The sequence below is a fragment of the Dictyobacter arantiisoli genome, assembly GCF_008326305.1.
GTDB lineage: Bacteria > Chloroflexota > Ktedonobacteria > Ktedonobacterales > Ktedonobacteraceae > Dictyobacter > Dictyobacter arantiisoli.
Genome location: NZ_BIXY01000002.1, coordinates 1 through 11,626 on the forward strand (window position 1 = coordinate 1; position 11,626 = coordinate 11,626).

An 11,626-nucleotide genomic window follows, 5' to 3' on the forward strand; every position below is an offset into this window, starting at 1 on the left:
TATGCGGTATTGTCGGCGATTTCTCGCCGGTATTCCTCACCAGGGGGTAGATAGCCCACGTGTTCCTCACCCGTCCGCCACTCTCTTCTTGCGAAGAGCGTTCGACTTGCATGTGTTAGGCACGCCGCCAGCGTTTATCCTGAGCCAGGATCAAACTCGCCATCCAATTTTATATATAACAGATACTCAACGAGCATCAGTCAATTGCATGCGAAAAGCGATCATGGCCAAGTTACAAAAACATGGCATTTGTTCGCAGATTATGTTGTTGTCTTAACCTATGCATTGCTGCATATCCAAGACTGAATTGACAGGAGCTATAAATTTTTCTTTGTATAGTTCCAGTTACTGTTCTGCTTTCCACTCTTCAGTTGTCAAGGTACATCTGTCTGTAAGGCAAGCGTTTCGTGTTTTTCTGTTCGCTCGCTTCAGCTCCCGTAGTATCGCATATCCCTTGTGGTTTGTCAAGCGTTTTTCCAGGGGAATTTGCGCCTGCGCTGAAATTCATTGTGCTCATCGTTCGTGCTGTCTCCAGCAGGGAGACGATCCGAAAAAAAGAGCCAACAGCTCCCGGCAATCTCAACCAGGTTGGGAAGCGCGTGAGAGATGCATAATCTCAGAGGAGCCACATTACCGTGGCACAAAGGATGTTCGAACAAACAGGAGCACAATCCCTTCAAAAAGGAAGGTGTGATTGTTTCGTTTCGACAGCTCGCTGATTATGCCACAGTGGGATTCGCTTGTCAATACTTTTTAGTACGAAATTTATAAATTGTAGAGAAAGCCGGGTTTCCATATTGAAAAACATGGAAACCCGGCTTTCTCTACAATTTATGTGCTCACACTACCAGAACATAGGTACTAGCTTAGCGATGTATGGTTCTATTGACCTAATCCCATCAGTCCTTTTGTATCAGTGATAGGGGTCGCATTCGCAGGCGTAGTGATCGTAACAGGTTGGTCAAACTTGCTCAGATCAATTGTTGTGCTCAGGGATGTCTTAGCAATAAAAGCTTGTACCTTTGGAATTGTGGTGATCTGCAAAAAGCTGCTGTCGATTACCAGATTAAGATTGAGTTTGGTGCGCTGAACATAGAATTTGTTCTCATCAACCCAGACATCCACCACAGCCAGAAATTGTTTGGCGCTGTTCAGGACGGAATCAAGGTTTTGCTGCCCTCCAAAAGAACTTGCCAATTGAGGATTGGATGTAAGCAGTTGCTTCAGCGCGGTCTTATCCAGGGTAGCAGTCAGATGGCGTAAGCTAACACCATTGAGTGTTTCGGTCTGGTGGTCAACAAGTTTGACGTTCTCGATTAAACCAATCAAAGTTTTTTGATCCAACGTCGCCCCGGAGAAGACATTGTTGTTTCCAGTGTTAAACTGTTTTTTATTAATAACATACCATTTGCCCTGGGCATTCTGGATGTATGCATTGTCGCCTTTAACGACTTCAGAGTGCTTACTCTTCTGCGAAGCTGCATTAATATTTAGATTTAATTGTGACTGATCAGGTAAAACTTCATCACCAGAACCGGTTATGGTTACATTTGTATTGAGTGCTTGAGGTGATGGGCTAGATTTGGTCGTAGCCTGCCCGGTGCTGGCTGCCTGGACACTTGAATTAGAACTTAGATCCAAATGCGCTGACTTAAGACTCTTCATCGCATCGGCGCTTTTCTGCAATACTTGTAACGGTGTAAGATCACTGGCCGATTTGCCGCTGGTTGAGCCAACATTTACCTGGCTACATGCACTTAGCATCAGAGCAAACAGAGCTATGAATAGGAACATGAAAGAAGATTTTTTCAAGACTTTCATGATAAGACTCCTTTTTATATACTAATAAATTATGTAAAAATGTCATTGCTATTATTGAATACGCATCTATACTCTCCAAGAGTTTCAGGTTTACAGGGGTTTTAGCACCTAATTAAAGCTATCCAGAAAAACCTGTCAGGAAAAGCTGTAGCAGAATGCCAGAGTATATAGAGTGGCGTGATAATATAGGAAGAGATACTGCCTTTTTTCCGGTCCAGCGTGATCAAATACACGAATAATTATTATTGGAGAGCTCAGACTATGGTCAAAAAAGCATTCTATTTACGCATTGATGATGACATCGAATTGAAATTACCAGACGAACGGGATGCCACAGCACTGTTTCAACTGATCGATACTAACCGTGCTTATCTCCGGCAATGGTTACCCTGGGTGGATTATACGAAAGCAGAGGAAGATGAGCGGGCATTTATTCGCATCTGTAATTCACAATTTCAGGACAATCAGAACATCACCTGTGCGATATGGTATCGCAACCAGATTGTGGGCTCCATTGCTTATCATTTATTTGATTGGGCTAATCGCAAAGTAGAAATAGGTTATTGGATCGCTGAACCTTATCAGGGCAAAGGCATCATGACGAAATCCTGTCAAGCTCTTATCGCGTATGCTTTTGATGAATTGAAACTGAATAAGGTGGAAATTCGTGCTGCAATCGATAATCATCGCAGTGCAGCAATTCCACAACGCCTGGGCTTTGTTCAAGAAGGCGTTATTCGCGAAGCGGAACGGCTCAATAACCGCTATATTGGATTGCGTTTATTCGGTCTCCTTGAAAGAGAATGGCGAGCACAACAATAATGCAATCTACAGAGTGACTCAAACTATACAGTACTGTACAACCCTGCCAATCTCAAAACGTAAGTAATGTTGCTGTAAAGAGATAGAGTGTAATCAGAACGTTTTCTATCTCTATAGATAGGGATGGAATAGAAATCTATGCACCAACGACAAAGCCACATTTTCAATAGACGTAGCGCGCGCGCCATATTCTATGTATTGATATTGGCAGGCATACTTGCTATCTTATTTCCCGGGAGTAATCCTGCGTTTGCCGATAGTACACCGGGAGGCAACGTTACTGATCCTACAATCCGGGCCGTAGATATAGCTCAACCAGCTGTCGTCCGTATCATCACAGCGGTTAATGGGCAACTAAAAGTTCAATTTTCGGCTACAAATAATGTTACCTTTCCCCAGGCGACCAATAGTAATTATGAAATTGATTTATCTGGCACTGGGACGTTTATCACGAGCCAGGGTGATATCCTGACGGCTGATCATGTTGTCAGTCCACCGCAACAGGATCTGACCACAGCTCTTTATAATCAGGCGGCCCAGAATATCGCTGATTATATGAATCAACACAACCTGAATGGTGGCACACAAATCACAAAAGATCAGGTTGTCCAACAACTGACGAGTGGACAACTCAAGTCAACCTCAAATTATCAGAAGCCTGGCAGCTCGGTATTCTTAAGCACTGCTTATACCAGCAAGACAAACGCACAGGATTTTAAAAGCCTGCCAACTGGCATTGGCATCAATGTGGATAGCATAAAAAAGGAAAGTCCCCCCAATCAGGAGGATACCGCGATTATCCATGTACCGCTGACCGATACGTTAAGCGCGCCGATCAGCAGCACCGCCAATGTTAATTCACAGGACAAATTGACGATCATCGGATTTCCAGGCGATGCGGACATCAGTCAGGCTCCCGACGGACTGCTGACCCCATCCCTCAATCAGATTTATGTCAGTTCATTGAAAACGAGTAGCACAGGAGCTCCTTTGATCCAGGTTGGAGGCAATGTGGGACATGGGGATAGCGGCGGCCCGGCGTTGGATAATCAGGGAAATATTGTGGGTATTGTGAGCTTTGGTACGACAAATTCAGCCGGTGGCCTCGATGGTACCAGCTTTTTGCAGGCTAGCAGTAGCGCCCAAACAATGATTCAAAGTCTGAAACTGAATACTGCTCCTGGCACCCAGGAAAAACTGTGGAGTCAGGCATTTAATGAGTATGCAGCCAGCACAACAGGACATTGGCAGAGCGCCCAACAAGATTTTGCGAAGCTTCTCAAAAACTATCCATTATTCAAAGCGACACAGCCATTAGAGGCGTATGCTCAGACGCAAGCAAAAACTTCTGGCGCGGCAATCACCATTGCAACACCAACGCCCGCTGCCAGTCATACAACACCAGCAAAGGGCACAGCCGCCACTCCATTTAGCTGGCAAGCAATGGCAGCCACCATCGCCGCTATTGCCGTCGTGGTGTTACTGGCAATTGTGCTCTTTGGAATGGCGCTCCGCCAAAAGCGAAAACCAGGAAAAATCCTGGGTAAAAAGAAAGCATCGACAAATAGTAGGAATGCAACTGCGGCACAACCGGATATCCTGCCTGGTGCGCAGTCAAATCCACCGTCGATCCCTGCCGCGAATGGTGTGAATCCACCGGTCAATGTCAGCGGTGTAACTCCTGGCGTAGGACAAGAAACCCTGGCACTCAAAGTCTGGCCCTGTGGACATATGAATCGTCCCAATGCGCGCTTCTGTAGCATTTGTGGTGAGCTAGCGCCAACTCAGTCCTGACAGATGCAAAAAGAAGCGATCCTCCCAGAAAATTTCTTCGGGAGGATCGCTTCTTTTTGCATTATGCTGCTGTAAGGCAATGAGCAGTTCTTATGAGATCTTAACGAGCTGCTTGCCAAAATTCTCACCCTTGAGCATGCCAATAAAGGCTTTAGGAGCATTGTCCAGACCATCCGCCACGCTCTCGCGATATTTTAGCTTGCCCGCAGCAACGAGTTGGGACAACTCCTGCATCGCCTGAGGCCAGAGGTCGGTATGCTCGCCAACGATAAAGCCCTGTAATTTTACGCGACTTCCCAATAATGCACCAAAGTTTTTGATACCATATGGCTCGGTCGAGTTATATTGCGATACAAATCCACACAACGGCATGCGAGCAAAAGGGTTCAGACGGGTGAACACCGTATCCATAATCTCGCCGCCAACATTCTCAAAATTCACATCGATACCATCAGGGGTGGCAGCCGTCAGATCCTCAGCCAGATGACCGGCTTTGTAATCGACGCAAGCATCAAAACCCAACTCATTGACGACATAATCGCATTTCGCTTTACCACCAGCGATACCAACGGCGCGGCAACCGTGAGCCTTAGCTAGTTGACCAACCACACTACCGACTGCACCAGAAGCAGCCGAAACAACCACCGTCTCGCCAGCTTGCGGTTTGCCAATCCCAATCAAGCCCACCCAGGCAGTCAGGCCAGGCATGCCGAGCACACCCAGATAAGAAGAGGCAGGAACCCGCTCAGAAACGTTGACTTTATTCAAACCCTTACCGTTAGAGATACCATATTCCTGCCAGCCGAGATAGCCCAGCACATGATCATCAGCCTTAAAATCTGGATTCTTCGAATCCACCACCACACCGACCGTGCCGCCTATCATAACATCATTCAATTCCATACCCGAAGCATACGATTTAGCCGTGCTCATGCGACCGCGCATATAGGGATCAAGAGAAAGGTACAGGTTTTTTACCAGGATCTCTCCTTCTTTCAATGCGGGAATCTCGGCTTCAACAATCTTAAAATTACTCTCCTGCACCCAGCCATGAGGGCGGCTAGCAAAGAGAACTTGTTTATTCTTTGCCATTATCTTTATTATCCTTTACTATTATTACCAGTAGGAAACCCTAAAGGCATAACACCAGGCTGCCTTATTGTATTTCATTCTAACAGCCAATTCCCAATTATAAAGAAAAGACGAGTGGACGTTCAGCACTGAACGTCCACTCGTCTGGATGGGTACAAAGAGATGTCGAGTCGGAAGAGCTAAGCTCCCATGATATTATAACCGGCATCGACGAACATGATTTCGCCTGTGATAGCCCGAGCCAGATCGCTACTCAGGAAGAGAGCGGCATCTCCGACTTCACTCTGCTCGATATTGCGGCGCAGGGGAGCAACGTGGGCAACCTGTTCACGGAATCCTGACAGGCCAGAAACGCCACGTGCAGCCAGAGTATTTAATGGGCCAGCCGAGATAGCATTGACACGAATATTATGTTCGCCCATTTCAAAGGCCAGATAGCGCACACTACATTCCAGGGCGGCTTTAGCCACAGCCATAACATTATACTTCGGCATCACGCGCTCACTGGCCATATAGGTCAGAGCCAGAACGCTGCCGCCATGTTCCTTCATCAAAGGTTCAGCACGTTTCGCCAGAGCAACCAATGAATAAGCGCTAATATCGAGTGCGGTATGAAAGCCTTCACGGGTTGTCTGAAGGAAAGGATTCTCCAGCTCGCTGGCGGGAGCAAAGGCGACGCAGTGAACCAGAATATCCAGGCGACCGTCGAGAAGCTCGCCAGCTTTTGCGAACGCCGCATCGAGATCTGAGTCACTCTGAACATCGCAAGGAATCAGCTCGGTACCAGGAATCTTCGCGGCTAAATCGCGGACATACTTCTCCATACGCTCCTGATACGTTAACACCAGCTGAGCGCCTTCGCGAGCCAGGGCCTGAGCAATCGCCCATGCAATTGAGCGATGGTTAGCAACGCCAAAAATAAGGGCTTTTTTGCCTTCTAATAAGGGCATCTTCGTAATCTCCTTCTCGAAAGACACCAATCCATGATGATGTCACACAATCTATCCAGCAATCAAAGCTTAACGCTCAATCGGATAGCCACGATTCACCCAACCATTCATGCCGCGAGCCAGATTGTATACTTTTTTAAATCCCAGCAAAGAGGCAATTTCGGAAGCAGTCGCGCTACGCTGTCCCGACCCACACACGAAAATGACATCCTCATCGAGTGGTAAATTCTGCTCTTGCAACGCCTTTCCAAACGTATAAATGCCCTGAATAGGAACAAGGGATGCCTCCGCGATATGTCCATAGTTCCATTCATCGGTGGTACGCACATCAATAATACGAGTGCCGCCTTCTACCATACGTTTCGCATCATCGGTCCCGATTGTCTCGTATGGTAACACATCATCGTCATAATTATTTGCCATTGCTAGATTCTCCCGTTTCGTATTGCTCAAGCCAGAGACGGCCTAGCAAGGTGGGGGTGATCATATACTCATCACCAATAAAAGCCATGGTGAGAAGCCCCTGATCTTCCATCTCGCGGAAATCGTCGGTCGTGAGGAAATAAGTATGTAGGATGCGTGAGACATCGCTTTCAGGCAATTGTTTCCAGGCTTGCAAGACACGCATAACAGCAGCATATTTCGGGCTGCTATCATCAACGGCTCGCATAGACACACCTCTTTTCGTCCTACGTATACTATTCGTTTTTTATTCCTCATCACAGTGTAACAAATTCGACAAGAGAGGGCAAGGGCAAATGGCCGCCCACAGATTCCCGCCAAAATCAACGTTTCACGTGAAACATTGTTGAGAAACACGCAGATGCGGCACGAACGCACGTGAGTCCCACCTTTCCCTTCATCGTACCACCCTCTCGCCCCAACGCTCGCTGGCATGATGCGGGACGGATGAACCTACGGACAAGAGTATCGTACAGCCCAGAAAACCCGACCGCAAGGGTTCGGGCCTTCTCCGGCCGTTGCATCGTCACGATGGGATCAATGCCGGGATTGTTAACTTTTTGCTGGTTGGATTTTCTATTGGGAGGCAATGTTTCACGTGAAACATTACACGATAAACATTCTCATTATCAGGGGATGACGATAAGCTCCGATCCGAAGCCAGGTTTGATCATAAAATTTTCGGATGCTTCGTTTATCACTGGATCGACGTGCCAGAGGCTGGCACCATTATCAGCATCAAAGGCATAGAGATCACCGCGATTCTCAGCGCGGACATATAAGATGCCACGTTTCACGTGAAACATCGTGGGATAAAAATCAATGGCGCGTGACCAATGAAGTGCGCCGTCTACAAAATTTAAGGCCAGTAGCGTTCCTTCTTCTTCCTGGCAGAGGGATTCGGCAGCTCGCTGATAAGATCCTCGCAAACAGATATAGAGATGTTCTCCTTCGCTACAAGATGGGTGATAGTTGGTGACACCAACATGGTGTTCCCAGATTTCATGGCCGTCTCTGGCAGCCAGGGCGTAAATGGTGGTTGCGCCAGTGCAGAAAATATATTCACCTCTATAAAGGGGCTGCACAAAAATAGGATCGGCGAGGAGTGGCGATGCCCAATACCAGGTGCCATTTTCGGGGGCAATGGCATAGATATAGCTCCCCTCAGGATCTTTATCGGCGCTGGCGTAAATGCGGCCTCCGCTCATAGAGAGGGTCAAAACATTTTGACCCTTGGGAAGCGCTGTTTGCCAGCGCACCTGCGACGATTTGCTATCGATAGCATTGAGGATATGAAAGTGGGCCGAGTAGAGTATGGTATCAACTATAAGCAGACCGAGTGTGCCAAGATTCATTTCGTCCACCTGCTCTGTCTCACAATATGATAAGATTTCGCCGGTGCTGGCGGATAAGGCGTAAATGCTACCACAGCGCGCCAGCACATAGACGGTATCCTCAACGACCGTGAGGGCCAACAATTCGTTCAGTTGAATTCCATTGTCTACCTCATAGGCGGCGACAACCGTGGTCCAGAGCGGCACACCACTACTGCTCTGGAAAGCATACACAAAACTTTCTACTTGCGCCGAATATGCATACACAATATCTCCTTCAACGCAGATGGTTGGACCTAATCCTTCGATTGGCTGCTGCCAGAGTAGTGTCTGGTCATACATATTGATTTTATAAATCAGCGAGCGCCAGGCCAAATAGATACCACTACTTGATGTACGAGCTCGCTTCGCCAGAAGTTTTTCCATTAAAACATACTCACTTGTTACTGGCCCTTCTCGATGTTGTTCACGACATGGCTATCTGTTTTAAAGATAGACTGCGTCGCAAATCAAGCCATTTTACATGGCCGCACTGGTATCTCTTTCAATCGGCTTAGTCAGCGTTGGGGAGAGGGTCGTACGATGAACGAGAAAGCGCACCTCGGTTGCGACCTCGGCACGCACCTACAGTTCTCCATCATAATCTCATTCTTTGTGCGGTATTGCCCTTGCAGGTTAGCGCATGATCTCGCCTCCATTGACCAACAATACCTGACCGGTCATAAACGAAGCCGAGGAGGAGGACAGGAAGAGGGCCGTATTCAAAATATCTTCAGGCGTGCCCCAACGTTGTAAGGGCACCTGTTGAGCTGCCTGCTGCCGTGAAGCTTCAGAGAGTGTTTGAGCCCATTCATTTTCAATTCTTCCTGGCGCAATACAATTGACCCGTACACGCGGAGCAAACTCTGCCGCCAAACAGCGCGTCAAAGACATGATCGCTCCCTTACTCATAGCATACATCTGATTAGGTAAGCCAGCAGCTCCATCCAGGGCGCGATCCCAACCGGTCGTCAAGATAGAACCACCATCACGCATATATGGCTCAGCTTCGCGACAACAACGCCAGGTACCCAGCACATCAACGCCCATCATGCGCTCAAAAATTTCTATCTCACTCATGCCTCTGGTTTCCGCAGAATTGGCGCTTGCGCCAGCATTATTAATCCAGACATCGATTGGTCCCAGCAACTGATGCGCCTCCTCCACCAACTTTGTCACCTCCTCTGGATGGCTGAGATCAGCTCCGGCCAAAAATGCTTTCCCTCCCTGTTCGTTAATCTGACGCACAACCTCTTCCGCACCCTGTCTGGCGTGTCCATAATGTGCTAAAACTATCGCCCCCTGAGCCGCAAAACCAAGGGCCAGCGTTCGGCCAATACTTCGGCCAGCGCCAGTAATAACAACCGCTTTATCCTGAAACATACACGCAATTTCCTTGTCCATACTATCGCTTCGCTCTCTATCAATTATAGTCTCTCCTCTATTTTACCTTCCAGCGTAGCGCGGTTGCATATCTGATACTGTGAAAAAACTGCACAGTTATCCCGATCCCACAGATAGATCTTTCCGCGACTCTCTATTAGTGTTACACTGTTAAGATCAAGCTGGTCAATGGGGACATCTAGCTTTCACATGAAAAATCAGGATAGTGGAGCGCGGAGCTGCGCATATGGAAAGGAAAACTACCAGTATGAGCCAATCTATTACTTCCTCGGATTCATCTGTCTCATCAGTTCTGCCGCGTGATGAACAACGTGTACTTCTCCGCAAGTTGCGCAGTGAGATTCTCGCCCGCTATCGTCCACATATCAAAAAAGGAGCCGGTCCCATTCGTGTGATGGCCCGAATCGTTACTGAGTTAAAAGAGGAGTGCCGTCACCAACAAATCGACCAGGATATCATTGATGCCGAAATTGTGAATCGCACGATTGGCGATATCGATCTGCGCCTGGTAACCGAGTGTGAAGGCGAAGCAGGGAGTACGCTGGATTATCGAACCCTGGCCGATGAATTAGGTATTGCTCTCCCCGGCGCACAATTCAATGGCTATACGGCGAACGGTGAGACCTATCATTGGCTACGTGCCCAAATGCTTGAATGTGAAAAACTACTGCTCAGTCAGGGATATGATCCACGCATCTATGATATCTACGGCGTTGGTAATCCAGTACTGCGCGGTTGGATGGCTGAAGAGATGCAAAAATGGGGCATCCCGGTTGAAGCTCAACATGTCAATCTTAGCCTGGGTGCAATGAACGGTATCGATAATGTCTTGCGTGGCCTGGCCCATATTTATCGTACGCAAGGCACCACAGAATGGGGTATCTTGTTTCCCGAACCCGGATTTAACGTCCCGGAATGGCAGGCCCAGAGCTATGGCTATCATATCCATTGCTACAAAACTTTGCCTGAACAGCGCTTTAAAATCACCGCGACACAACTGGATACGGCGCTTGCCAGCGCACCAGATATCCGCGTGCTCTATTTGACAGTCTCAAATAATCCTACGGCCTTCTCCTATTCGGCCGAAGAATTAAACGCTCTGCATGCAGTACTACGCAAATATCGGGAACAGGATCGCCAGATTTATATTATCGCCGATCTGGCTTATATCGGCACCGGCAAACCTGAAGAGGATCGTGCCCGCATGGCGACCTTCGCCGCGCCAGATGTGCTGCATAATACTATCTTTGTCAGTAGCTTCTCAAAAACCCATACGCTCACCGGTGAACGCTTTGGCTGGGTAACCAGTGGTGATCCTACAGTCGCAGCCGCTATCGCAGTGAGTTGGACCAATGGCCTGGCAGCCCTGCCGGGAGAATGGCAACTGCGCTATATGGCTTATTACCGCCTCTTCCAGGACCGCCCCTGGCTGACAGAAAAACTACGCGCTTTCTACCATCTACGCCGTGCGCGCCTGATTGCTCAATTGCAGATGATCGATAAACAATATCAACTCTTCGACGAAATTTATGTGGATGATGATGCCACCGTCTATAACTGGAGCAAGCTCAAAGATGGCATTGATGCCTTTTCTCTCTTTGAACAAACCGGCATCGCCGGGGTTCCAGGCTCTGGCTTCGGCTACGATGATGAATATATCCGTTTCTCGATCGGCGTAATCCCTGTTAATCCTGCATAATATCGGTTTCACTACAAATCAACATTCTCACGCGTTGAGGGGTGCATCACAAAAATGGCATTCCCTGGGCGCGTGAGTCTTTTTCAAGCGCCAGGAACACATTATATCGCTATGAGAGTATCTCCCTATCAAACTATCAGCAATATTATGCCGCTTTTATTGCTATCTACTCTAAAAATCAGCTAAGTTGATAGACATATAGATATTTT

General features: G+C 47.8%; 10 protein-coding genes and 1 rRNA gene. 3 read left to right on the forward strand and 8 right to left on the reverse strand.

Annotated features, from left to right (window positions below):
• Both F1593_RS01160 and F1593_RS01165 read right to left on the reverse strand, forming a co-directional pair.
• A 16S ribosomal RNA gene (locus tag F1593_RS01160) occupies positions 1–166 on the reverse strand; the annotation flags it as partial.
• Positions 167–882: 716 nt separating this feature from the next.
• Complete coding sequence (locus tag F1593_RS01165; protein WP_149399490.1) at positions 883–1,821, reverse strand: LolA-like protein; 939 nt, start codon at positions 1,819–1,821, stop codon at positions 883–885.
• Between the two features lie 261 nt (positions 1,822–2,082).
• Between F1593_RS01165 and F1593_RS01170 the strand changes: the two genes are divergently transcribed.
• Together F1593_RS01170 and F1593_RS01175 are read left to right on the forward strand one after the other, a co-directional pair.
• Positions 2,083–2,643: a GNAT family N-acetyltransferase gene (locus F1593_RS01170; RefSeq protein WP_149399492.1), complete on the forward strand. Its 561-nt coding sequence runs from the start codon at positions 2,083–2,085 to the stop codon at positions 2,641–2,643.
• 138 nt (positions 2,644–2,781) lie between these two features.
• Positions 2,782–4,437 (forward strand): trypsin-like peptidase domain-containing protein, encoded by a 1,656-nt coding sequence (locus F1593_RS01175; RefSeq protein ID WP_149399494.1) that lies wholly within the window; start codon positions 2,782–2,784, stop codon positions 4,435–4,437.
• A 90-nt stretch (positions 4,438–4,527) separates the two neighbouring features.
• Here the strand turns inward: F1593_RS01175 and curA are convergent, their stop codons facing one another.
• The 6 genes from curA to F1593_RS01205 form a co-directional block, all read right to left on the reverse strand.
• Positions 4,528–5,529 carry an NADPH-dependent curcumin/dihydrocurcumin reductase gene (gene curA / locus F1593_RS01180; RefSeq protein WP_149399496.1) on the reverse strand — a complete coding sequence of 334 codons (1,002 nt, stop codon included), beginning with the start codon at positions 5,527–5,529 and terminating at the stop codon, positions 4,528–4,530.
• Positions 5,530–5,708: 179 nt separating this feature from the next.
• Positions 5,709–6,479, reverse strand: a complete 771-nt coding sequence (locus F1593_RS01185) for an enoyl-ACP reductase FabI (protein WP_149399498.1) — start codon at positions 6,477–6,479, stop codon at positions 5,709–5,711.
• Between the two features lie 69 nt (positions 6,480–6,548).
• Entirely contained in the window at positions 6,549–6,902 is a 354-nt protein-coding gene (locus F1593_RS01190) for a rhodanese-like domain-containing protein (RefSeq protein WP_149399500.1), read from the reverse strand.
• Positions 6,892–7,149 (reverse strand): hypothetical protein, encoded by a 258-nt coding sequence (locus F1593_RS01195; RefSeq protein ID WP_149399503.1) that lies wholly within the window; start codon positions 7,147–7,149, stop codon positions 6,892–6,894. The genes F1593_RS01190 and F1593_RS01195 overlap by 11 nt, the downstream gene beginning before the upstream one ends.
• 421 nt (positions 7,150–7,570) lie before the next feature.
• Positions 7,571–8,701: an outer membrane protein assembly factor BamB family protein gene (locus F1593_RS01200; RefSeq protein ID WP_149399506.1), complete on the reverse strand. Its 1,131-nt coding sequence runs from the start codon at positions 8,699–8,701 to the stop codon at positions 7,571–7,573.
• Between the two features lie 249 nt (positions 8,702–8,950).
• On the reverse strand, positions 8,951–9,697 hold the full coding sequence (locus tag F1593_RS01205) for an SDR family NAD(P)-dependent oxidoreductase (RefSeq protein WP_172631773.1): 747 nt from the start codon (positions 9,695–9,697) through the stop codon (positions 8,951–8,953).
• Between the two features lie 268 nt (positions 9,698–9,965).
• On the opposite strand from F1593_RS01205, the gene F1593_RS01210 reads away from it, so the two are divergent.
• Positions 9,966–11,417, forward strand: coding sequence for a pyridoxal phosphate-dependent aminotransferase (locus F1593_RS01210; protein ID WP_172631774.1), 1,452 nt, complete (start codon positions 9,966–9,968; stop codon positions 11,415–11,417).
• Positions 11,418–11,626 lie beyond the last annotated feature (209 nt).

What these genes read in the sequence shown, in the direction of transcription:
- F1593_RS01165 (WP_149399490.1), bottom strand. Translation starts at nt 1,821, where the DNA reads ATGAAAGTCTTGAAAAAATCTTCTTTCATGTTCCTATTCATAGCTCTG.
- F1593_RS01170 (WP_149399492.1), top strand. Translation starts at nt 2,083, where the DNA reads ATGGTCAAAAAAGCATTCTATTTACGCATTGATGATGACATCGAATTG.
- F1593_RS01175 (WP_149399494.1), top strand. Translation starts at nt 2,782, where the DNA reads ATGCACCAACGACAAAGCCACATTTTCAATAGACGTAGCGCGCGCGCC.
- curA (WP_149399496.1), bottom strand. Translation starts at nt 5,529, where the DNA reads ATGGCAAAGAATAAACAAGTTCTCTTTGCTAGCCGCCCTCATGGCTGG.
- F1593_RS01185 (WP_149399498.1), bottom strand. Translation starts at nt 6,479, where the DNA reads ATGCCCTTATTAGAAGGCAAAAAAGCCCTTATTTTTGGCGTTGCTAAC.
- F1593_RS01190 (WP_149399500.1), bottom strand. Translation starts at nt 6,902, where the DNA reads ATGGCAAATAATTATGACGATGATGTGTTACCATACGAGACAATCGGG.
- F1593_RS01195 (WP_149399503.1), bottom strand. Translation starts at nt 7,149, where the DNA reads ATGCGAGCCGTTGATGATAGCAGCCCGAAATATGCTGCTGTTATGCGT.
- F1593_RS01200 (WP_149399506.1), bottom strand. Translation starts at nt 8,701, where the DNA reads ATGGAAAAACTTCTGGCGAAGCGAGCTCGTACATCAAGTAGTGGTATC.
- F1593_RS01205 (WP_172631773.1), bottom strand. Translation starts at nt 9,697, where the DNA reads ATGTTTCAGGATAAAGCGGTTGTTATTACTGGCGCTGGCCGAAGTATT.
- F1593_RS01210 (WP_172631774.1), top strand. Translation starts at nt 9,966, where the DNA reads ATGAGCCAATCTATTACTTCCTCGGATTCATCTGTCTCATCAGTTCTG.